The sequence below is a fragment of the Cedecea sp. AS113 genome (genome assembly GCF_037152415.1).
Lineage (GTDB): Bacteria > Pseudomonadota > Gammaproteobacteria > Enterobacterales > Enterobacteriaceae > Cedecea.
The window spans coordinates 80,862-103,844 of record NZ_JBBCMI010000003.1; the positions used below are offsets into that span (position 1 = coordinate 80,862).

A 22,983-nucleotide genomic window follows, 5' to 3' on the forward strand; every position below is an offset into this window, starting at 1 on the left:
TAAAAAGAGGAATAAATTTCACCTTTATTCATCCATTTTTGTGTTCCTCTTTTTTATCTATAGTGAATTCCTCCTTAGCCGTCAACGGAATTAAAAAAATGTCAGGTCGGGTTTTAACCGTTTATTTTCTTCTGGCGTCCTCATTTTTATCCTCTATTTCCCGGGCGATGATTGCCCCTGTTTTAGTACTTACGCTCGGTAAGAATTTACATATTTCATTCGAGTCTGCGGGACTTCTGCTCGGCGGCGCGCTGCTGGTTTCTTCCGGGCTGGGCGTGTATGGCGGATACTGGCTGGACAGGCTGTCACGCTCGCTTATTTTAAGGCTTTGTGGTTTGGTGATGGCCGTTGGCTGGCTGCTGCTTGGCTGGATGGAAAGTCTGGCTGGCGTGCTGTTCGTATTGACCCTGAGCGAGGTCGCGAATACGTTTTATGCCATTGGCGTTAAGGCTTCCCTGAGCGATTTGGTTCCTCAGGGCGAAAGAACCAAAGTATTTTCTCTTCGCTATACCTTAATTAATGTCGCCTGGGCGACAGGCCCGTTATTGACCACGTTTGTATTATCCCCGAATGTTGAAAGTGTCTATTTGGCCGCGGGAGTCTGCTCGTTGCTGGGGGTGTTATTCCAGCCTCGTTTTAAGAATGCATTCACAGGCAACCGGCCTGAATCATTTTTAAAGACGCTGTCCGTGCTGGCAAGAGATCGTGTCTTAATCTGGTTTACCCTGAGTACCGTATTTGCGTGGGTGGTGATGGGGCGTTTTTCTGACTACCTGCCGCTCTGGTTCTTAACCAGCATGGGCAAGCCCGAAGCAATGCGCTTTGTTTCGGTGCTCATTAGCTGTAATTCTCTGACGGTGATACTGCTTCAATATCCTGTCAGCCTCTGGCTGCTGCATCGCAGGCCGTTAATTAAACTGATTGTGGTGGGCTTTGCCCTGCTGGCGGCCGCCATTACTGCGATGGGCGAGCTGGATACGCTGCCGGGGCTGTGTGTGGCGATGTTTGTTTTCAGCCTGGGTGAAATTATTCTGATCCCCAGTGAATACATCTACATCGACGACATCGCGCCTGAGGCGCTGAAGGCCAGCTATTATGGGGCACAAAATCTCTCCTCACTGGGCAGTAGCCTGGGGCCAATGGTGTTCTCTTTAGGGCTGATGGCCGGGCTGGACAGAGGGATATTTTTGCTGATGGGCGCGCTTTGCCTGGCCGGTATGCTGCTGGCGCTTTACAGCGAAAGAGTGCGTCTTCGGCAGGCGCCGGGCACGCTCACCGCAGGCTGTAGTTGATTTCGTGATTTGTTATGTTATAACGTTTTCTTTTTCGTGTAAGGAATACACAGGGGAACAGTATGATCATGAAAAAATCGGCGTTTATTCTGGGCATGGGCGTGTTACTGGCGAGCCATCAGGCGCTGGCGCACGGCCACCATCACGGCAAACCGCTCACGGAAGTGGAACAAAAGGCGAGCGAAGGGATCTTTGACGACGTTAACGTGAAAGATCGCGCGCTGTCCGACTGGGACGGGATCTGGCAGTCGGTCAATCCCCTGCTGCTCAGCGGCGACCTCGATCCGGTGCTGGAGAAAAAAGCCAAAAAGAGCGGCAAAAGCGTGGCGGAGTATCGGGCGTATTATCAAAAGGGCTATGCGACTGACGTGGAGATGATAGGGATTGAAAATAATGTCATCGAGTTTCACGTCGGCAAAGCGGTGCAAAGCTGTCATTACGACTACGCCGGGCATAAAATCCTGACCTATGCCTCGGGAAAGAAGGGCGTTCGCTACCTGTTTGAGTGCAAAGACGCGCAGTCCAAAGCGCCAAAGTTTGTGCAGTTTAGCGACCACATTATTGCCCCGCGCCAGTCGCAGCATTTCCATATCTTTATGGGGAGCGAATCACAAGATGCTTTGCTGAAAGAGATGGACAACTGGCCGACGTATTACCCGTACAACATGACCAAAGCGCAGGTTGTGGACGAGATGCTGCATCACTAACAATGTAAAAGGGCGGCCCGGTGGCCGCCTTATTGTTAGAACAGGTAGCGAGCACCCAGAGTGAACTCGCTGGAGGCCAGGCGAGCTTTCATCTGCTCATCCTTCAGGCCGCGCACGTTCCCGAAGGTGTTATAGCCGCTTTCCACTTTCCCCATATCCACGTAGCGATAGCCCACGTCGAAACTCAGGCGAGCGATCGGTGAGTAGCTGATGCCCGCGCCCAACGAATAAGCGAGATTGTTTTGCGTGCTGTCGGCGTATTCACGGGCGGCGTTGCCCTGCCAGCCGCCGGCCTTCACTTTCGCAATACCTAAGCCAGCGGTGCCAAACAGCGACACGCCATAGCCAATATCGTAATCGCGATAGACGTTCAGCATCAGCCGCTCGGTGTTCAGCTTCAGGTGGTTCAGGCTGGTCGGGAAGGCGGTTGAGCCGCTGGTAAATTCAGTTTTCTGGCGGAAAGTGTATTCTCCTTCGGTGCGCCAGCCGTTGCCGTACTGGTAGCCAGCCGCCAGTGACGCGCCGCCGAGCCTGTCTTTCTCTTTACCGCCAACAAACTGGCCGACGCCGGGACGGCTGCTGGTGTCCTGGTCACTGGCGCGCTGCTCGCTGTGTACATATTTCGCCGAAGCGTAGTAGCCTTCATCGCTGGTGGCTGCGGCGGCATGGCCTGCGCTCAGCAGAAGCGCCAGCGTCAGTAAGCTTTTCTTGTCATGCATGTCCTGCTCCTTGTGGTGTTATCCCGCGTTCAGTTCTTTCTCAATATTGTTTAAGCCTGCCAGGGCACAGGCCTGATCCAGATGGCCGCCCGGTGCGCCGCCGACGCCGACCGCGCCAATCACCTGTTCACCCGACTTCACCGGCACGCCACCCGCCAGCAGCAGGAAGCCTGGAATATCACGCAGGTTGGCCGCGCCCGCATTGGACTGGGAACCCTTCATCACGTTGTCGGTTGGGTTTTTGGTGGTCAGCGAGGTGAAGGCCTTCATGCGGCTGGCTTCCACGGTATGCGGCCCGGCGTTGTCCATGCGCTTCATCACCAGCGGCGTGCCTGAACGATCGACCACGGTGACCGCCACGTTGTAGTTGTCTTTGGCACAGGCCTGAAGGACGTTTTGCGCCAGCTTATCGGCGAGGTCGAGGGAGATGTTTTTCTGGCTCAGTACGCCGGCGGCGGCGCTGGCCGTGGAGACAAGACCGCCCAGCAGCAGGGCGCTTAACAGAAGACGTTTCATGATGTTGCTCCAGAGTTGTTGGCTATGGGGCAATACTATGCAACGCGGAGATAGCGGGAAATTGGCGCGAACACCTAACTTTCCAGGTAGTTTTACTTAGCCTCTCTGGCGATGTCGCCGTAGGTTTTCAGCAGTTTGGGCAGAGAGTTGACTTCCAGTTTGGAGAAAATATTGGCGCGGTGCGCTTCCACGGTGCGCGGCGACAGCGAACACAGCTGCGCGATCTCCTTACTGGAATAGCCCTGAATAAGCTGCTTCAGCATCTCTTTTTCCCGCGCGGTAAGCGTGGCCAGCTTTTCCTGTAGCGGCTGCCATTGCTGCCGGGCTTCAACTTTCGCTTTCTGTTGTTCCATTGCGGTACCCACGACCTCGAACAGCAGATCGGCATCAACCGGCTTGGTCAGGAACTCAAAGGCACCGTTCTTAAAGGCGCGGCGGCATAAATCGATGTTGCCGTGTCCGGTCATGATAATCACCGGCAGCGCCAGGCCCTGCTGCGTCCACTCCTCCAGCAGCGTCAGCCCGGTTTTCCCTGGCATGCGGATATCGAGCAGCATACAGCCGTCGAGCTGGCTTAAGTCACCGGCGTTTTGCTGAAACGCATGGGCGCTGTCAAAAGCCTGGGTTTGCCAACCGACGGTGGCAAGCAGCAGACTCAGCGAGTCACGAATGGCGGCGTCATCGTCAATCAGCCAGATACATGGTGCCATTATTTCTCCTCATCCTTAAGCGGGAACCACAGGCGGAAGCAGGCTCCGCCTGCTGATGTGTTGTCGGCCTCAATGGTGCCGTTCAGGCGCTGTACCAGCGTGTCGGCGAGCGCCATCCCCAGCCCGACGCCCTGCGCTCGGGTGGTGAAGAACGGAATAAAGACCTGTTCCAGCGCCTCAGGAGAAAGCCCCGGCCCGCCGTCGGTTACCGTCAGCGCGATGCCGTTATTATCCGAGCTTGCCTCCAGGTGTACCCAGCCTGCGCCGTTGGTTTGTGCCTGAATCGCGTTGCTGGCGATGTTATGCAGGATTTGCTCAACCCACAGCGGCGGGGCGATGAGCGGCGGCAGGTCGTCGGCAAAATGGCTGGTGACGCGGATTTTGCTGTGGCTCAGTTCGTTATCCAACAGTTTGCACACGCGCTGCCAGAGCGACGGGAGATCGACCCGCTGGTACTCGGCGCGTTCGCTGGTAAGCTTCTGGCGAAATTGGCTAAGCAGGCCGTCGATGCGCTTTATCTGCAGCACGGCGGCGTCCAGCAGTTCTGGTACCTGAGCCGGATTATCCTGTTTAATCAGCCGTACTGCTGCCTGGTTATAGCTCATGATGGCGCTCAGCGGCTGGTTCAGCTCGTGCACCATGCCGGCCGCCAATTCTCCCATGGTATTGAGGCGCGTCAGTTCGGCGTAGCGGGCGCGCAGGTCGGCAATGTCCCGGCGGCGTTTGTTGGCCTGATATTGCGTCAGCAAGTAGATCGCCAGCGCCCAAAACAGCGCCGGGGATGCTATCAGCCACCAGGGCAGTTTCGCCCATGCCGGGCTGTCGCTGGCCGAAACTAAAAACGGCTGCGTCGGGCTGGCGACGGTTTTATCCCACTGCCAGTAACCCTTGTTGGCGGTGCCCTGTTCGCAAAGAAGAGTGTTATTCCAACTGATGCTGAGGTGTTGAAACGTCTTTTTCTCGCCCAGCGTGTCGAGCAGCGTCGGGAGATCGATCAGCAGCGAGAGGTTAGGGCGGTTCAGCCAGTAGCGGCCATTGGCTTCTGGCACAATCGCCAGGCGAGGCTCCGGGTTCTCATGCCGTCGCCACTCGACGATCTGCGGCAGAATGTGCTGCACCTCAACGGCGTTTTGGCTGACGGGCAGCAGAGGAATGATGGCATCGTGCTGGGACAGCTTAACCGTGATTTCGCGGTAAAGAATGCGGAAGTCGGCGGATTTATCTTCGTACTGCTGCTGTAAAAACCAGGCGCCAAGTCCCGCACAGCTAAGCAGCGTGAGCAGTAGCCAGCTGATTATCCTTAACATGTGAAGTCCTTGCGTTGGCGTTGGCTGAAATGTGGCCTCAGTATGGGGTAACTTTGGGGCAAAAAAAAGCGGGCACCGTAGCGCCCGCCTTATTATCCGTATTCACTGAAATCAGTGCTTGTTACAGCCCGCGCACTGTTTGTTCTGGATCTGCTGGAAGAAGTCGTTGCCTTTGTCATCCACCAGGATAAACGCCGGGAAGTCTTCCACTTCGATTTTCCAGATAGCTTCCATACCCAGCTCAGGGTATTCCACCAGTTCAAGGCTCTTGATGCTGTTTTGCGCCAGCACCGCCGCCGGGCCACCGATGCTGCCGAGGTAGAAGCCGCCGTGTTTGTGGCAGGCGTCGGTCACTGGCTTGCTGCGGTTGCCTTTGGCCAGCATGATCATGCTGCCGCCGTTGGCCTGCAGCTGGTCCACGTAGGAGTCCATGCGGCCTGCCGTGGTTGGGCCCAGGGAACCGGAAGCGTAACCTTCCGGCGTTTTAGCCGGGCCAGCGTAGTAGATCGGGTGATCTTTCACGTACTGCGGCAGCGCTTCGCCGTTATCGAGGCGTTCTTTGAGCTTCGCGTGGGCGATGTCGCGTGCCACGATGATGGTGCCGCTAAGCGACAGGCGAGTGGACACCGGGAAGTCGGACAGCTGCGCGAGGATCTCTTTCATCGGGCGGTTCAGGTTCACTTTCACCGCTTCGCCTTCTCCGGCCTGGCGCAGCTCTTCCGGGATGTATTTGCCCGGATTGCTTTCCAGCTTCTCAATCCAGATGCCGTCTTTGTTGATTTTCGCCTTGATGTTGCGGTCGGCGGAGCAGGAGACGCCCATGCCGATTGGGCAGGATGCGCCGTGGCGTGGCAGACGAACGACGCGGATATCGTGGGCGAAGTATTTGCCGCCGAACTGCGCGCCCAGGCCAAGCTCCTGCGCTTCTTTCAGCAGCTCTTGCTCAAGCTGCACGTCGCGGAACGCCTGGCCGTGCTCGTTACCTTCGGTTGGCAGGCCGTCATAGTAGTGGGTCGACGCCAGCTTCACGGTTTTCAGCGTGGATTCTGCGGAGGTGCCGCCAATCACAAACGCGACGTGATACGGCGGACAGGCCGCGGTGCCCAGCGTGCGCATCTTCTCAACCAGGTAATTTTTAAGCTTCGCCGGGGTGATCAGTGCTTTAGTTTCCTGATACAGATAGGTTTTGTTGGCGGAACCGCCGCCTTTGGCGACGCACAGGAATTTGTATTCATCGCCGTCCACGCTGTAGAGGTCAATTTGTGCAGGCAGGTTGGTGCCGGTGTTCACCTCTTTGTACATATCCAGCGCGGCGTTCTGGGAGTAGCGCAGGTTATCTTCGATGTAGGTGTTGTACACGCCCTGAGACAGCGCCGCTTCATCGCCACCGCCGGTCCAGACGCGCTGGCCTTTTTTGCCCATGATGATGGCGGTGCCGGTATCCTGGCAGGTCGGCAGAATGCCCTTGGCCGAGATGTCTGAGTTACGCAGGAACTGCAGCGCGACGTACTTATCGTTTTCGCTGGCTTCCGGGTCGCTCAGGATATCCGCCACCTGCTGCTGGTGCGCCGGACGCAGCATAAACGCCGCATCATGAAACGCCTGCTGAGCGAGCAGGGTCAGCGCCTGTGGCTCAACTTTAAGGATGGACTGGCCTTCAAATTCGCTGACGGAAACGTGGTCGCGGGTTAACAGGTAATATTCGGTGTCGTCATGCGCCAGCGGGAAGGGATTTTGGTAAACAAAAGGTTTGTTCGACATAGCTCGTTACTCCATAAAAATAAACCGCCGGAGGTTGCCCTCCAGCGGCTTTAAATCAGAACATCAGGGACATCCACGGATAACCAATCACCAGCAGCGCGGCCAGGAACAGGCCACCGAAGATGGTGCCCAGGCGCCAGTAATCTTTAGTTGGCAGGTAGCCGCTACCGTAGTAGATAGGGCTTGGGCCGGTGCCGTATGGAGTGATGATGCCCATGATACCCAGCGAGGTCACCATCAGCAGACAGAACACTTCCATATTCATGCCCGGAATGGTGGAGGCGATGGTCAGCATCGCTGGCAGCAGCGCGGTGGTGTGCGCGGTGGTGCTCGCAAACAGGTAGTGCAGCAGGTAGAACGCCAGCAGCAGGACAATGGTCGCGGTGCCTGGGGCGATACCGGTCATCAGCGCGCCGCCTTCTTTACCCAGCCAGGAGATGAAGCCGGTAGAAGACAGGCCATCGGCCAGGGCAACCAGGGTGGCGAACCAGACGAAGGTGTTCCACGCCGCTTTGTTATTGGTGATGTCGTTCCAGTTCAGAACGCCGGTCCACAGCATCAGCACGATAACCAGCAGGGCCGCAAGCGCAGGTTCAATCCAGCTTGCCGCGAAGATCCACATCACCAGCGCGGAGCAGACGAACACCAGCAGCAGGATTTCGTTGCGGGACAGTTTGCCCAGTTTTTCCAGTTCACGGCTCGCCCATTTTGGCACTTCGTCGTTCACTTTCACTTCAGGCGGGTAGAGCCAGTAAGCCAGCAGCGGCATGGTCAGCAGTAACAGCAGGCCCAGCGGCAGGAAGGCGAGGAACCACATGCCCCAGGAGATGTTGATGCCAACGATGCTTTTCACCAAAGCCAGCGCCAGCAGGTTAGGGGCCAGCGCAGAGAGGAACATTGAGCTGGTGATACAGGCTGCGGTGATAGCCACCCACATCAGGTAAGAACCGATTTTACGCGCGCTTGGGTCGTTAGGTTTTGAGCCATACAGCGGCGGCAGGTTAGCGATAATCGGGTAGATGGTCCCGCCGCTGCGTGCGGTGTTGGACGGGGTAAACGGTGCCAGCAGCAGGTCGGCGAAAGCAATGGCGTAGCCCAGCGTCAGGCTGCGGCGGCCAAGGTATTTCACCAGAATCAGCGCCAGTCGGCGGCCAAACTGGGTCTTATCGTAACCGGCAGCAAACATAAATGCGCCGAAGATAAGCCAGACGGTGGAGTTCCCGAAGCCGCTGACCGCCCATTTAAAGGAGGCTCCCGCCAGCTTGAATTTCGGGTCGGCCATTTGCTCCGGGCTGAACAGCAGCCACTGACTGCCGAGCGAAATGACGACGATCCCGGTCAGGCCGATAACGGCGCCCGGCAGCGGTTCGAAGATAAGCCCGACGATAACGCCGACGAAGACAGCGAAGAAGTGCCAGGCGTACGGCGGCAGGCCGTCCGGGACCGGAACCAGCATCAGCAACAGCGCCACAATGATGGGCAGGGCCATCATCAGCCAACGTTTGTTGTTGCCTGCTTTTTTATTGCTCTCTTTGAGCGGCGGTAGATTGGTGGTTATTACACTCATAATGACACCGTTATAAGGAGTTAAGGATTCGTTTTATATTTCCGCTTACTTTAGTTTTTAAACTTACTTTATTAATTAAACGCTCTTGGTTAGCGGTTGCGGAAATAGGTATTCATCGCTTTTTATCGGCGGTGAATTAAATTTTATGGATAGTTATATATTGCGCTTTCGGGGTATATGACAATTGATCGAGATCAAAAAAACAGATTCTGGTTATTCTTTTCGTAAAAAATAATAGTTCGTGTTCTAGCAGGGTTATTTACGGCGAAAAGTTATCAGTTTGATCATTAAAAAAGCGGCGCTCAGGTCATTTTTGATGTTTTTTGCTGACTCGATTCCGCTTGCCGCATGGTCTGGCGCGTGTTCACGGCGTGCATCTGGTAGGTAACTAAAATGTTATATTAATTTAATAAGCTGTTATCTTTTATATTTTAATTAATAACACGTTGTGGGTAATTGTGTTATTACGGTTCTTCAATAGTTTTTAAACTAACGTAAATAGTTTGGTAACTAAAAATAGTCTTATATTGTTGACATGCGAAATGGCCAATAACCAGAACGAAAATAGTGCCAGCAACCGAATTCTCAGTTTTAAATTTTAAAGTTTGGAGTCGACATTATGAGCACCGACAAAAACATGTTAAGCCCATTTACTTTACCTAACGGTACGGCGTTAAAAAATCGTCTGCTAATGGCACCGATGACTACCTGTACCGGGTATTTTGATGGCACCGTGACCGAAGAGCTGGTGGAGTACTACCGCGTCCGCGCCGGGAGCATCGGTACCATCGTGGTGGAATGCTGCTTTATTGACGATTTAGGCCTGGCCTTCCCTGGCGCTATCGGGATAGACACCGACGAAAAAATTGCTGGCCTGGCGAAAATCGCCGCCGCGATTAAAGCTGAAGGCTCCAGAGCCCTGCTGCAGATTTACCACGGCGGCCGCATGGTCGACCCTAAACTCATCGGTGGCCGCACGCCGGTTGGCCCAAGCGCGCTGGCCGCACCACGCGACGGTGCTGCAACACCGCGTGCCCTGACCACAGAAGAAGTGGCGGGCATGGTGACTAAATTTGGTGAGGCCGTTCGCCGCGCCATTCAGGCTGGTTTCGACGGTGTGGAAATCCACGGCGCGAACACCTATCTGATTCAACAGTTCTACTCCCCGAACTCAAACCAGCGTGATGACGAATGGGGCGGCAGCCGCGACAACCGCGCTAAGTTCCCGCTTGCCGTGCTGGATATCACCCATCAGATGGTGCGTCAGTTTGCTGACGATGCATTCATCATCGGCTACCGTTTCTCCCCGGAAGAGCTTGAAGTGCCTGGGATTCGTTTCGACGACACCATGTACCTGCTGGAAAAACTGGCCGAGCGAGGCCTGGACTACCTGCACTTCTCTCTGGGTTACTCGCTGCGTCCGTCCATTAACGACACCACCGACCCGACGCCGCTGATCAACAAATACTGTGCAATGCGCTCCGACGCGCTGGCGCAGATCCCGGTGATGGGCGTGGGCGGCATCGTGAATGCTTCCGACGTGGAAACCGCGCTGGAGCACGGGTATGACCTGGTGGCCGTAGGCCGCGCCTGCATTGCCTACCCGGACTGGACTGCCCGCATCGCCAACGGCGAAGTGCTGGATCTGTTTATCGACAGCACCAAACGCGAAGAATTGACCATCCCTGAGCCGCTGTGGCGCTTCTCGCTGGTCGAGGCGATGATCCGTGACATGAGCATGGGCGGAGCCTCTAAATTTAAACCGGGGATCTTCGAAGAAACCGTCAGCGATGACGTCAACCAACTGGTGATTAACGTCAGCCTCGACAGCGATCGCATCGCCGATATCGCGCTGGCCGCTGGCCCGCAGGACGACGTGGAGTTCACCACTAACTTCGAAGAAATTCGTACCCGTATCCTGACCGCCAACTCGCCGTTTGTGGATGCCATTTCCGGCGCGACTTCCCAGAGCGAAGCGGTGAAAAAAGCCGTTTCTAAAGCGATGGTGAAATCCAGCAAGCAGCAGGCGTTTGAAGAAAGCGGCGGCGTTAGCGCCCCGCAGAGCTACGACGTGGTTGTGGTCGGCAGCGGCGGTGCCGGTCTGGCGGCGGCGATTCAGGCCCACGACGAAGGTGCCAGCGTGCTGATCGTTGAGAAAATGCCGTCCATCGGCGGGAACACCGTTAAGGCATCTGCCGGGATGAACGCGGCGGAAACCCGCTTCCAGCGCGTCAAAGGTATCTTCGACAGCAAAGAGCTGTTCTATGCCGAAACCCTGAAAGGCGGCTACAACAAAAATAACCCAGAGCTGCTGCACCGCTTTGTGGAAAACGCCCCGCAGGCCATTGAGTGGCTGGCGGATCGCGGCATCATGCTGAACGACATCACCACCACCGGCGGGATGAGCATTGACCGCACCCACCGCCCACGTGACGGATCGGCGGTCGGCGGCTACCTGATCAGCGGCCTGCTGCGTAACATCAACAAACGCAGCATCGACGTGCTGATGGAAACGGCGGTAACGGAAATCCTGTTTGACCAGGGCGCAGTCAGCGGCGTGGCGCTGCTGACGGACGAAAACGAAGCGCTGACCATCCACGCGAAAAGCGTGATCGTGGCGACCGGCGGCTTCAGCGCCAACAGCTCGATGGTGGTGAAATATCGCCCGGATCTGGAAGGCTTTGTCACCACTAACCACAAAGGCGCCACGGGCGGCGGTATCGCGCTGCTGGAAAAACTGGGCGCAGGCACCGTGGATATGGGCGAAATACAGATTCACCCAACCGTGGAGCAAACCACCTCGTACCTGATTTCCGAGTCCATTCGCGGCGGCGGTGCCATCCTTGTGAACCAAAAAGGCAGCCGCTTCTTCAACGAAATGGAAACCCGCGATAAAGTGTCGGCGCAGGTTATCGCGCTGCCGGAGAAATACGCTTACATCGTGTTCGACGAGAACGTTCGCACTAAAAACAAAGCGGCAGATGAGTACATCGCCAAAGGCTTTGTGGTCAGCGCCGAAGGGCCTCGCGAACTGGCGGAGAAACTGGGAATGGATTACCACACCTTCCTCGCCACGCTTGAGCGTTACAACGGCTTCGTGGAAAATCAGTACGACGAAGATTTTGGCCGTAAAACCGCGCTGCGCAACCCGATTAAAGATGGCCCGTTCCACGCCATCCGCATCGCCCCTGGGGTGCACCACACCATGGGCGGCGTGACCATCAATGCCGAAACCGAAGTGCTGGATAAACAGCATCAGGTTATCCCTGGCGCGTTCGCGGCGGGTGAAGTGGCCGGTGGTATTCACGGCGGCAACCGCATCGGCGGTAACGCGGTGGCGGATATTATTGTCTTTGGTACCCTGGCGGGCCATCAGGCGGCAAGCTGGGCAAAACGCTAAGCCCAACTGCGCTCCGGCCCTCGCCGGGGCGCAACCTTTTCAGCAAAAGGAGCCCGCTATGTCGCAACCCGAAGGTGTTTATGGCTACTCCGCCGTTTTAATGGGCTCGCCCATTCTCCTCAAGCTGTTCGAACCCAACGAAACTCTCGCCTCTCAGGTGTTCCGCCTGATCAAACAATACGAAGATCTGCTCACCGTGAACCGGGCCGAATCCCAGGTGATGAGCATTAATCACGCGGCGGGCAAACATCCGGTTGCCGTCAGCCGTCCGGTGTTCGAGCTTATCAAATGCGCCAAAGCCGCCAGCCTGTTCCCCGACAGTATTTTTAATCTCGCCATTGGCCCGCTGGTGAAGCGGTGGAAGATTGGTTTCAAGGGCGATAGCGTTCCGCCGGCAGAAGACATCGCCGCGCTGCTGCCGCGCACGCAGCCGCATCAGGTGGTGCTGGACGAAGCCGAAGGCAGCGTTTATCTGGCACATAGCGGGATGGAAATAGACCTGGGCGCGATAGCCAAGGGCTATATTGCCGACCGGGTACGCGACTTCCTGCAGCGGCAGGGCGTGGCGCAGGGGCTGATTAACCTCGGCGGCAACGTGCAGACGCTGGGCTCGCCGGAAGGCGGCTGGACCATCGGGCTGAAAAAGCCGTTTAGCGGCCCGGAAGAGATGCTGGGCGTGATTGAGGTGGCGAACAAATCGGTGGTGACATCCGGCGTTTACGAGCGCTATTTCGAGCTGGACGGCAAACGCTATCACCATATTCTCGACCCGCGCACGGGCTACCCGCTGGATAACGACCTGGATAGCGTGACGATCGTCTCGACTGACTCGCTGGATGGGGACATCTGGACGACGTTGATTTACGGCATGGGATTAGAAAAGGGCGGCGCAGTGCTGGCGAATCGCCCCGATATCGAGGCGATTTTTGTCACCAAACAGCGAGAGATTATTCTCTCTTCCGCCAGCCAGTTCCGCTTTACGTTACTGGATGACAGCTACCGGCTGATTACTGGCAGTACTGCTTGAGCAGGCCAAGCTGTTCGGCCTGCAGGCGATAGCGGTACACCGGGCGGCCGGTCATGCCGTAATGAATGCTGGTGAACAGGATATTGATCTGCGCTAGCCAGATCAGATACTTACGGCATGACACGCGAGAGATATTTACCGCCGCTGCCAGTTCGTCGGTGGAGAACTCTTCCGTCGGATGGGTGTCGATCCACTGGCAAATGGTGCGCAGCGTTTGCGGCGTCAGCCCTTTCGGCAGGCGCTTGGCGTCCGCCACCACCGGGGAGCCACCGTGCAGCAGTCGGTCAACGTCCGCCTGCTCGTAATATTTGTGGGTGCCCATCAGGTTTTTCTTTTCGCGCCAGTTGGTTAACGCTTCTTCAAAGCGCGGGAACTGGAACGGTTTGATCAGGTAATCCACCACGCCGTAGTGCATCGACTTCTGGATAGTCGCCGCGTCCGCCGCCGAGGAGATAACGATCACATCGATGGTTTTTCCCGCTTCACGCAGCGTCGGCAGCAGATCCAGGCCGTTATCCTGCTGCATATACACATCCAGCAGGATCAGATCTATTTTTAGCTCCGGGTTGCTGACCATCTCCTGCGCCTGTTTCAGCGTGGAGGCGGAACCGCAGCAGCTAAAGCCCGGGATTTGGCTGACGTAGGCGCGGTTAAGCTCCGCAACCATCGCATCATCATCAACAATTAAGACATTAATCACGCATTGTTCCTTTCACTATCCCAGGGTAACTGCACAAAGAATTGGGTGAAGACGCCGGGTTCTGACTCCACCTGAATACTGCCGCCAAGGCGCTCAAGCTGCTGCCTGGCAAGGAACAGCCCCACGCCACGCTGCTCGCCTTTGGTGGAGTAGCCTTTGTCAAAAATAGACTGAATATGGTCCGGCTCTATACCCGGTCCGTCGTCGCTGACTTCCACGCTTAGCACGCCGTTCTGGTAGTGCAGCAGCACGCCTACTTCGCCATCAGGCTGGTCGCCCATCGCGTCCAGCGCGTTTTCAATCAGGTTGCCCAGCGCGGTAATCAGCGCCATCACCTGAAGTTCGTTCGGGTTGTCCGGCAGCTGGCATTCGTCGGCAAGCGCCAGATGGTGGCCCGCTTCCCGCGCGCGGTTAATCTTGCCAATCAGGAACCCGGCAATCACCGGCGACTTAATTTTGCTCTGCAGCGTGCCAATTTCCGTCTGGTAATTGCTGGCGGTTTGCAGAATGTACTCTTCAAGCTTGTCGTAATGCTTAAGCTGCAGCAGGCCAAGAATGACGTGCAGCTTATTCATAAATTCGTGCGAGCGCTCGCGCAGCGCGTCGACATAATTCACCATGCCGTCTACACGCTGGGTCAACAAATTGATTTCAGTCTTGTCTCGGAAGGTACTGATGGCGCCGATCACCTGATTATTTATACGAATTGGCACCGCATTACACAAGACCAGGCGGCCATAGCTGATGATTTGCCGATCCTGAATCGGCGTGCCGGTGTGCAGCACTTCGCACAGCGTGGCCACCAGCGGCCCCGGCGGCACGGTTTTACCGAGGCGGAAATCGTCCGGGGAGAGCAGCATTTTGCGCGCCGCGTGGTTGATAAGCGTCACGCGGCCTTCGCGGTCAACGGCGATAATGCCCTCTTTAACGGACTGCAGCATAGCCTGGCGCTGCTCGAACAGCGCGGAGATTTCATACGGCTCAAAGCCGAACAGAATGCGTTTCAGCACACGCACCAGCACCCAGGTGCCGAGCGAGCCGAACAGGGCGCTGAACAACACCGTCCAGAGCACGCTCCAGCGGCTCTTGCTGATCTGCTCGTCCACTTTGCTCAGCGAGATGCCGATGGCGACCACGCCTATCTGCTTATGCTGTTCGTTATAGACCGGCGTAAAGACGCGCAGGGCTTCCGCCAGCACGCCGTGGTTGATCGACACATTCTCTTTGCCCTCCAGCGCCGGGAAAATGTCGTCGCCAATAAAATGCGAGCCAATATTGCCGGGTTGGGGGTGCGAATAGCGAATGCCGTTCATGTCGGTCACCACCACGAACAGCAGGTCGTTACGCTCCTGCACGCGGGTGGCTACCGGCGGAATAATGTCTTTGCTGTGGGGCTGCGTCAGGCCGTATTTGATCGTCGGATCGTCGGCCAGGGTTCTCGCCACCGCCAGCGCGGTGTCTTTCAGGCCGCTGCGGGTGGCGTTGCTGATCTGGATAAAGTACAGGGCGTAAACCACAAGCAGCACCGAGCCGATAACGGCGCACAGCATCAGCGTCACCGAGGTGCTGAGTTTCATCGGGCGCTTGGCCGTCGTTTGCGGGGGCTTCGTGTCGCTCATGGTTGTTCCGGTCCGGGGCGCAAACGGTGATTATCGCCGATGGAACCGGATTGTAAAAGCCGTGTCAGAGATAGCGGCCAATATACCTCTGCGGGGAAACGCCCAGCTTTTTCCTGAACATAGCGATAAACGCGCTGCTGCTGGCGTAGCCGAGCGTGCTGGAAAGATTGCTGATGGTGGTACCGCGCGCAAGGTGGCAGACGGCTTCCACCAGGTGCATTTGCTGCCGCCATTCGGTAAAGCTGAGCTGCGTCTCTTCCCGGAACAGCCTCGCCAGGGTTCTTTCGCTTGCGCCGACCCGTTTTCCCCACCAGGCCAGGGTTTCCCGCTGGGAAAGGTCGCTGCACAGCGCATCGCAAAGCTGGCGAATACGCCTGTCGTGGGGGAGGGTGATATGGCACAGGGCAATATCCTGCAGGCGCAGCAGCTCGTTGTGCAGCAGGTCGTGCAATAGCTGGCTTCGCTGCGGGTCGGCGGGTTTTTCCAGTCCAGCGACGGTCAGGGACTGAAACAGCGGCGTGACGGCCAGGCTGCGGCTGTGGCGGCTGAACGCGGCAGAAGCCGCTGGCGTCATGTAGAGATTGTGGGTGACCACGTTGCCGATGGCTTCCAGGCCGTGAGGCAGTCGCCCCGGCAGCCAAAGCGCGTGGCCAGGGGCGACGACCCAGACGTTTTGCTCGCTGCGGATTTTTGCCACGCCGCTGACCGGGTAAATCAGCTGGCCCTGCTCGTGGGCGTGAAACGGCTCCTGGCTTCCTGCGCTATAATGGAGTTCTCGTACTTCCAGAAACGCTTCCTGCGGACTCTGCTGTGTGAATTGCTTTATCATTTGTTGCCTGCCGTTCGTCCGATTCTCGCCATTTCATGATGCAGTAGCGCGTTAAGACAATCTCTGTCCGCTTTGCGATATCCCGTCAACCGATCGCGCTATTCTGCCACGGGTGCTCTTCTCTTTTAAAGGTGAATAATTATCATTTCGATCCTCTTCTTATAACATGATACGGTCGATATGAAACAGGGCGGATGGGTAAACGGGAACATGCCTTTAAAGGCGTTAAGTTGTGCGGTCTTTGCGGCGTGCGCGGGCTTTGCCCATGCAGCGGACAAACCGGCGGCACAGGACAGCACGATGGTTGTTACGGCCACGGCACCTTCTTCTTCCGGGCAGGAAGATGAAACCAATGTGGTGGCACATGAGGCGGTGGCTGGCACCAAATCCAGCTCGCTGATTAGCCGCACGCCGCAGAGTATTTCGGTGGTGACACAGGCGCAAATCGCGGCCATGGCGGCAAAAAACATTCCCCAGACGCTGCGCTACGTCGCGGGCGTCTCCTCGGAAGATGCCGGCCCGGATACCCGCTTTGACACCATCATGGTGCGTGGTTTTGAAGCCGACGAATATCTGGACGGCCTGCGCCTGCCGCGCGAAGCCTGGTGGAGCCGCCCGGCGTGGGATCCGTTCCTGCTCTCCCGCATTGAAGTGGTCAAAGGTCCGGCTTCGGTGCTCTACGGCCAGGCCAACCCCGGCGGCGTAGTGAATCTTGTCAGCAAAACGCCGCAGGCCCAGCCGGGCGGCCAGGTTTACGTCAGCGCCGGGAATAACAGCCAGTTTGGCACCGGCTTTGACGTCACCGGCCCGCTAACCGACAGCAAAGAGTGGCTTGGCCGCGTGGCGGGCACCTTCTTCGACACCAAAACGCAGGTCGATCACACCCGCTACCAGCACTACGACATTGCGCCGTCCGTGACCTGGCAGCCAAACGATCGCACCAGCCTGACGCTGCTGGCCCAGCTGCGCCAGGATCCTGACACCGGTTTCTACAACATGCTGCCGGTCAAAGGCACGCTGGTGAACAACCCGAACGGTAATATTGGCACCCACTTCTACGGCGGCCAGCCGGGCTTTGATACCTACACCCGCAGGCAGGGCAGCATCGGCTATCAGTTCCGTACCGAATTGAACGATAACATTACGCTGCGCCAGAACGTGCGTTACATCAGCAGCAGCGCCGATTACCGCATGGTGTACCCGTTCGGGACGTACCCAACCCAGCCGCTGGTTGACCGCTACTCCATGAACCTTACCGAAACGATGAGCAACTTTGCGGCGGATAACCAGGGCGAGCTCCGCTTTGATACCGGCCCAGTGTCGCACACCGCGCTGCTCGGCGTGGATGTGATGCACTCCTCGGTGCGCAGCCAGGCGGGCTACGGCGACGCTGTGCCGCTGAATTACCTCAACCCGGACTACAGCACGCCGGTCGAGATCCCGGCGTTTACCAGCAACAGCCATTCGACGATGGATCAAACGGGGCTTTACCTGCAGGATCAGCTGACGCTGGACAACTGGGTGATGAGCCTCGCCGGGCGGTATGACAGCGCGCAAACCAAAGCGACCAACCTGCTGGACGGTTCTCACCAGACGCGCAATGACTACGCCACCACCGGCCGTGCGGGGCTGTTGTACCACTTTGATAACGGCATTGCGCCGTACATCAGCTATTCCACCTCGTTTGTGCCAAGCGCGGGTACCGGGTTTAACGGCAATGCGTTTAAGCCAACCAAAGGCAAGCAGACCGAAGTTGGGCTGAAGTACGATCCGGTCGGAATGGACGCGCTGTTTACTCTGGCGCTGTTCGATCTGCGTCAAACCAACGTCGCCACGCCGGATCCCGATCATGTGAATTACAGCGTGCAGACCGGAGAGATCCGCTCCCGTGGGATCGAACTGGAAGGTAAAGTGAACGTCACGCCAGCCTGGCAGATCCTCGCATCCTACTCGCTGACCGACCCGGAAGTGCTGCAGGCGAACGACGGCAGCGAAGGCAAACACCCGATGGGCATTTCCCGCAACCTGGCCAAGCTCTGGAGCCAGTACGCGTTCAGCGGCCCGCTGGATGGTTTCTCCCTCGGCGGCGGCGTGCGCTATGTCGGCCCAAGCTATGCGACAACGGATAACTCGCTGCAGGTGCCGGGCGCCACGGTGTATGACGCCCGCATCGGCTGGCAGTACCGCCAGTGGCAGGTTGCCCTTAACGCCGCTAACCTGACGAACAAAACCTACCTTGCAGCCTGCCAAAACAACGGCTGTGAGTACGCGGTTAAGCGTCAGTACGTGGCCACGTTAAGCTACCAGTGGTAAGCGAATGCTCTCCCGCAGACGTTTACTGACCTTTGCGCTGGCCGCCCCGTTTATCGGGGCGGCTGGTGCCGTTTCCGGGCCTCCGCAGCGCCTGGCGGTGCTGGACTGGGGGCTGACTGAGCTGATTCTGGCGCTTGGCGTGACGCCGCAGTCGGTATCGGCCCCCGACTGGTATCGCAAGCTGATAGGCACGCCGGAACTGCCCGCCAGCGTGGTGGATATCGGCCTGCTGTTTCAGCCAAACCTCGAAACCCTGTATGCGTTGAAGCCCGGTCTGATCGTTATCACGCCGGGTCACGCGCTTCTTAAGCCTCAGTTGGATCGTATTGCGCCCACGCTGACGCTGCCAACCGGCAGTCTCGCCGAATGGCAAATTTCCCTCGATAAGCTGGCTGTTGTACTCCAGCGCCAGGCGCAGGCTCGTGCGGTCACGGCGGCTTTTGAGCAGGCTGCGATTCGTGCCAGAGAATCCGCTTCTGCTTATCAACGTCCGCTGTTTATCGCCACGCCGGTAGACGCGCTGCATATGCGGCTTTACGGCACGGGCAGCCTCGCCGGAGATGTGCTGTCGCGCTGCGGTTTCAGCAATGCCTGGCGCGGCGGCGTTAACGCGCAGGGCGAGGCTATGGTTGAGCTGACGCGCATTGGGGCAGACAATGCCGGGCTGATTCTTTTGCCGGAGGACGGGCAATGGCCGCAGATCCAACGCTGGCAGAGTTCACTGCTCTGGCAGCGCCTGCCGCTCACCTCTCCGACTCAGCTGGCGTTCCCGGCGCAAAAATTCAATTCCGGTGGTGCGCTTGTGACGGCCACGCGCATTGCCGAAGCATTGGGGCAAATCGTGGCGGGGTGGCAGCATGGCTGAGACGGGAAAAACGACGGCTTCCTGGCTGCTGATCGCCGGGCTTTGGCTGGCGAGCATCGTCATGGCGCTGCAAAACGTCGCGCAGTACGACGGGCTTCTTCACGGCCTGAACGTGCTGTTTAGCTCGAAAATGGCCGACGCGCAGGCGGTGATCCTGCACTCCATGTGGTTCCCACGCCAGGTGATGGCTTTACTCGGCGGCGCCGTACTGGCCCTTTGCGGCTGGCTGATGCAGCGGGCGCTGCGCAATCCGCTGGCGGAACCGATTACCCTCGGCATGACTTCCGGCGCAACGCTGGCTTTGGGTGTGGCGTCGATGTGGTTCCCGGCGACGCTGCTCTCTGCACGAACCGGCATAGTGATTACCGGGGAAGTTGTCGCTTTGCTGCTGGTGTTGCTGCTTTCCTGGCGGCAGCGTCTGTCGCCGCTGGTGATGATTCAGGCGGGGATGTTGGTCAACCTGTGGTGCGGCTCGCTGACGATGATCATGGCGGTGATCAACGACCGTTTTCTGCTGTCGGTGCTGATGTGGGGCGGCGGTTCGCTGGCGCAGCAGGACTGGAGCGGCGTGACGGCGATTCTGCCCTGGCTCGGGCTGTGTGGCCTGGCTTTGCTGTTGTTGCTGCGCCCGCTGGCCCTGCTCAGGCTCCCGGAGGCGATGGTGAGCAGCCTGGGGGCTTCTCCGCTGCTGATCCGTTCGGTAGCGATGGCGCTGGCGCTGGTGATGAGCGCCTTAATCATTAACAGCGTCGGGGTGATTGGTTTTATCGGCCTGGCCGCCCCGCACCTGGCGCGCTTAGGTGGGGCGCGTACCACCCGGCAAATGCTCAGCCACTCGCTGCTTATTGGGGCCGGTTTGCTGTGGTTCACCGACCTGTGCGTCAGCCGTATCACGCTGCTGGACGGGCAGCTGCTGCCGGTGGGGATGTTAACTGCCCTGACCGGCGGCCCGCTGCTGATCCTGCTGGCGGGCAAGGCCCGGCACCAGGTACTGGATACCACGCCTTCAGCTTACGAAGGCGAAGCGGGCGGCGTGCGCTTCCCAGCGGGCATGGCTTCTGCGCTGCTGCTGGTGGCTGTTGTGCTGTCGCTGTTTGTCGGCCAGGGGCTGCACGGCTGGCACTGGACGACCCTTGCGGAGCAACCCGCTTTGCTGCCGATGCGCCTGCCGCGCCTGCTGGCGGCATTGAGCGCCGGGGCTTTGCTGGCGGCGGCGGGCGTGTTGATGCAGCGCGTCAGCGGTAACCCGCTGGCAAGCCCGGAGATCCTCGGCATTGGCGGCGGGGCGGCGATGGGCGTGACGGCATTTCTGCTGCTGTTCCCGACGAGCGGAACGGGGCTGATGATTCTCAGCAGCGCCGCCGGGGCGCTGATCAGCCTGCTGGTAACGCTGTGGAGCAGCCGCCAGAGTGCCTTTAACCCGCAGCGGGTGCTGCTGAACGGTCTGGCGCTGAACGCGCTGTTCCAGGCCATCGCCAGCATTGTGATGCTGAATAACCGCCAGGCCAGTTCGATGCTGCTGCAGCTGATGACCGGCAGCACCTACTACGTCAATAACGGCATCGCCATCGGCGTGTTCTTCGCCATGTTGCTGCTGTTGGCGGTTTCTCCGCTGTGCAAACGCTGGCTACTGCTGCTGCCGCTCGGGCAGGTGAGCGGTTCGCTGGGCGTGAATGTCGCCAGGGCGAGGATTAGCGTGCTGGCGCTGGCCGCATTGATGACCGGGCTGGCCACGCTGATCGTCGGGCCGGTGTCGTTTGTCGGGCTGCTGGGGCCGCATCTGGCGAGAAAAGCCGGCGCGAAACGCCCGATGGCGCAGCTGTTCACCGCCGCGCTGCTGTCCGCGCTGATTATGGTGCTGGCGGACTGGATGGGCCGCAATTTTCTCTATCCGCGTCAGCTGCCCGTGGGGCTGGTGGCGTCGCTGGTCGGCGTACCGCTGCTGGTATGGCCGCTGATCCGTAGCCGGGCGCATACACATCAACAATAGCGCCGGCAGAGTAATGTCGAAAAGGAAGTAACAATGTCTCTGTTAATGATGCTGTTCCGCCTGGTGGGCGGCTGGCTGGTGCTGGCGGCGTTTGCCAGCGTGGTCAGCGGGTTAAGCAACGCCTCGCTGCTGGCGGTGATCAACCATAGCCTGACGCTGCCGCCCGGCGGGCTGGCCGACGTGGCGCTGCAGTTTGTGTTGCTGGCCGCGTTAATGCTGGGCACCCGCGTGCTGGCCGAAACGCTGTTTATGTGGCTCGGGCAAAAAGTGAAGGCCACGCTGCGCAAAGACGTGGTGGATCACGTCAGCGAAACCGCCTGGGCGCAGCTGGAGAAAACCGGCATGGCAAAAGCGGTGTCCATTCTGACTCAGGATCTCGACACGCTGGTGGTCTTTTTCGTCAGCCTGCCGGGGCTGCTTATCTATGGGGCGGCGATTATCGGCTGCCTGATTTACCTCGGCACGCTGTCGTGGCAGGTCCTGCTGCTGGCGCTGCTGGTGCTTGGCCTGGGGGCGATGGGCTACCGCGCCGCCCACGGTAAAGCGTTGGGGCTGTTGCGTAGCTCGCGGCAGCGGGAAGATACGCTGATTGCCCAGTGTAAAAAACTGTTCGATGGCGGGCGCGAGTTTCGCCTGAACCCGTCGCGCAGGCGACATTTTGTCGACGGACCGCTGAGCGAGAATATCGAGGCGGTGCGCATCGAACGCACTCGTGGGTATGTGTTTTACGGCCTGGCGAAGAGCTGGGGTAGCGTGCTGTTCTTCGCGTTTATCGGCGTGGTGCTTTACTGGCTGCGGGAGTCGCTGGCGCTGAATTCGGCGGTGATGACCGGCTACACGATGATTTTTCTGTACATGATTGTGCCGGTGGAAGGCGTTTTATCGGCGCTGCCGACGGTGACCAGCGCCCGCATCGCGCTCCAGCGAATCGCCCAGCTTAAAACCGATCTGCCACAGGAAAAGCTGCTGCCGCTGAAAAGCCCGCCGCGTTTTGACGGCCTTGAGCTGGCCGATATTCGTTACGAATATCAGGGCGAAGAGGGGGAACGTTTTACTCTCGGGCCGCTTAATCTTCGTTTCACTCAGGGCGAGCTGGTCTTTCTGGTGGGCGGCAACGGCAGCGGGAAAACCACGCTGGCCAATCTGCTGGTGGGCCTTTACCCGCCGGACAGCGGCGACCTCCGACTAAACGGCAGGCTGATAACGCCCGAGCAGCGTGAGATCTACCGCCAGCATTTTGCCGTGGTATTCAATGATTTCTTCCTGTTCGATGACGTGGATAACGTCCACGAGCGCACGGCGGACCAGGTGAATAAGCTGCTGCACCTGCTGAAGCTCGACCACAAAGTGGCCTTCCGGGGCGGGCGTTTCTCGACCACCGCGCTTTCTCAGGGGCAGCGTAAACGTCTCGCGCTGCTGCAGGCATGGCTGGAGAACCGGCCTTTTTATCTGTTTGACGAATGGGCGGCAGATCAGGATCCCGGTTTTAAAGAGGTGTTCTACAAAGTGCTGCTGCCGATGCTGAAAGCGGAAGGCAAAACGGTGCTCGCCATTACCCACGACGACCGCTATTTCCCGCTGGCGGACAGGCTGATCAAGCTTGAGTCAGGGCAGGTGGTGGCAGACAGCGTACTCAGGCCGCTGTCTGCCTGAATCACAGA

17 protein-coding genes are annotated in these 22,983 nt (G+C 58.2%); 8 read left to right on the top strand and 9 right to left on the bottom strand.

Going from position 1 to position 22,983, the window contains the following annotated elements; all coding sequences use genetic code 11:
- Window positions 1-98 precede the first annotated feature (98 nt).
- Together WFN87_RS04350 and zinT are read left to right on the top strand one after the other, a co-directional pair.
- The gene (locus WFN87_RS04350; protein WP_336983032.1) at window positions 99-1,292 is read left to right on the top strand and encodes an MFS transporter; all 1,194 of its coding nucleotides are present in this window, start codon (window positions 99-101) and stop codon (window positions 1,290-1,292) included.
- Between the two features lie 62 nt (window positions 1,293-1,354).
- Window positions 1,355-1,999, top strand: coding sequence for a metal-binding protein ZinT (gene zinT / locus WFN87_RS04355; protein WP_166994334.1), 645 nt, complete (start codon window positions 1,355-1,357; stop codon window positions 1,997-1,999).
- Between the two features lie 35 nt (window positions 2,000-2,034).
- On the opposite strand, the gene WFN87_RS04360 is transcribed toward zinT, so the two are convergent.
- From WFN87_RS04360 to WFN87_RS04385, 6 genes are all read right to left on the bottom strand, one after another.
- Window positions 2,035-2,718, bottom strand: coding sequence for an outer membrane protein (locus tag WFN87_RS04360; protein ID WP_336708916.1), 684 nt, complete (start codon window positions 2,716-2,718; stop codon window positions 2,035-2,037).
- 18 nt (window positions 2,719-2,736) lie between these two features.
- On the bottom strand, window positions 2,737-3,234 hold the full coding sequence (locus WFN87_RS04365) for a GlcG/HbpS family heme-binding protein (protein ID WP_336983031.1): 498 nt from the start codon (window positions 3,232-3,234) through the stop codon (window positions 2,737-2,739).
- A 92-nt stretch (window positions 3,235-3,326) separates the two neighbouring features.
- Window positions 3,327-3,944, bottom strand: a complete 618-nt coding sequence (locus WFN87_RS04370; protein ID WP_336983030.1) for a response regulator transcription factor — start codon at window positions 3,942-3,944, stop codon at window positions 3,327-3,329.
- On the bottom strand, window positions 3,944-5,251 hold the full coding sequence (locus WFN87_RS04375; RefSeq protein WP_336983029.1) for a sensor histidine kinase: 1,308 nt from the start codon (window positions 5,249-5,251) through the stop codon (window positions 3,944-3,946). Before WFN87_RS04375 ends, WFN87_RS04370 begins: the two co-directional genes overlap by 1 nt.
- Before the next feature lie 111 nt (window positions 5,252-5,362).
- Window positions 5,363-7,012 carry a class I fumarate hydratase FumA gene (gene fumA / locus WFN87_RS04380; RefSeq protein ID WP_008454408.1) on the bottom strand — a complete coding sequence of 550 codons (1,650 nt, stop codon included), beginning with the start codon at window positions 7,010-7,012 and terminating at the stop codon, window positions 5,363-5,365.
- Between the two features lie 55 nt (window positions 7,013-7,067).
- Window positions 7,068-8,579, bottom strand: a complete 1,512-nt coding sequence (locus WFN87_RS04385) for an anion permease (RefSeq protein WP_008454410.1) — start codon at window positions 8,577-8,579, stop codon at window positions 7,068-7,070.
- A gap of 619 nt (window positions 8,580-9,198) precedes the next feature.
- On the opposite strand from WFN87_RS04385, the gene WFN87_RS04390 reads away from it, so the two are divergent.
- Entirely contained in the window at window positions 9,199-11,979 is a 2,781-nt protein-coding gene (locus WFN87_RS04390; RefSeq protein ID WP_336983028.1) for a flavocytochrome c, read from the top strand.
- Between the two features lie 58 nt (window positions 11,980-12,037).
- Entirely contained in the window at window positions 12,038-13,006 is a 969-nt protein-coding gene (locus WFN87_RS04395; protein ID WP_166994342.1) for an FAD:protein FMN transferase, read from the top strand.
- Here the strand turns inward: WFN87_RS04395 and dcuR are convergent.
- From dcuR to WFN87_RS04410, 3 genes are all read right to left on the bottom strand, one after another.
- Entirely contained in the window at window positions 12,987-13,706 is a 720-nt protein-coding gene (dcuR, locus tag WFN87_RS04400; protein ID WP_336983027.1) for a two-component system response regulator DcuR, read from the bottom strand. The genes WFN87_RS04395 and dcuR overlap by 20 nt on opposite strands.
- Window positions 13,703-15,325 carry a sensor histidine kinase gene (locus WFN87_RS04405; protein WP_008454419.1) on the bottom strand — a complete coding sequence of 541 codons (1,623 nt, stop codon included), beginning with the start codon at window positions 15,323-15,325 and terminating at the stop codon, window positions 13,703-13,705. The genes dcuR and WFN87_RS04405 overlap by 4 nt, the downstream gene beginning before the upstream one ends.
- Window positions 15,326-15,389: 64 nt before the next feature.
- Window positions 15,390-16,154 (bottom strand): AraC family transcriptional regulator, encoded by a 765-nt coding sequence (locus WFN87_RS04410; RefSeq protein ID WP_166876253.1) that lies wholly within the window; start codon window positions 16,152-16,154, stop codon window positions 15,390-15,392.
- Between the two features lie 180 nt (window positions 16,155-16,334).
- Here WFN87_RS04410 and WFN87_RS04415 point away from each other — a divergent pair, with 180 nt between their 5' ends.
- Genes WFN87_RS04415 through WFN87_RS04430 form a run of 4 tightly spaced genes read left to right on the top strand, consistent with a single transcriptional unit; the run spans window position 16,335 to window position 22,975 of the window.
- Window positions 16,335-18,467: a TonB-dependent siderophore receptor gene (locus WFN87_RS04415; RefSeq protein WP_336983026.1), complete on the top strand. Its 2,133-nt coding sequence runs from the start codon at window positions 16,335-16,337 to the stop codon at window positions 18,465-18,467.
- Between the two features lie 4 nt (window positions 18,468-18,471).
- Window positions 18,472-19,332 carry an iron-siderophore ABC transporter substrate-binding protein gene (locus tag WFN87_RS04420; RefSeq protein WP_336983025.1) on the top strand — a complete coding sequence of 287 codons (861 nt, stop codon included), beginning with the start codon at window positions 18,472-18,474 and terminating at the stop codon, window positions 19,330-19,332.
- Window positions 19,325-21,322 (top strand): Fe(3+)-hydroxamate ABC transporter permease FhuB, encoded by a 1,998-nt coding sequence (gene fhuB, locus WFN87_RS04425; RefSeq protein WP_336983024.1) that lies wholly within the window; start codon window positions 19,325-19,327, stop codon window positions 21,320-21,322. Before WFN87_RS04420 ends, fhuB begins: the two co-directional genes overlap by 8 nt.
- Before the next feature lie 33 nt (window positions 21,323-21,355).
- Window positions 21,356-22,975, top strand: a complete 1,620-nt coding sequence (locus WFN87_RS04430) for a cyclic peptide export ABC transporter (protein ID WP_336983023.1) — start codon at window positions 21,356-21,358, stop codon at window positions 22,973-22,975.
- The last annotated feature ends 8 nt before the right edge of the window (window positions 22,976-22,983 follow it).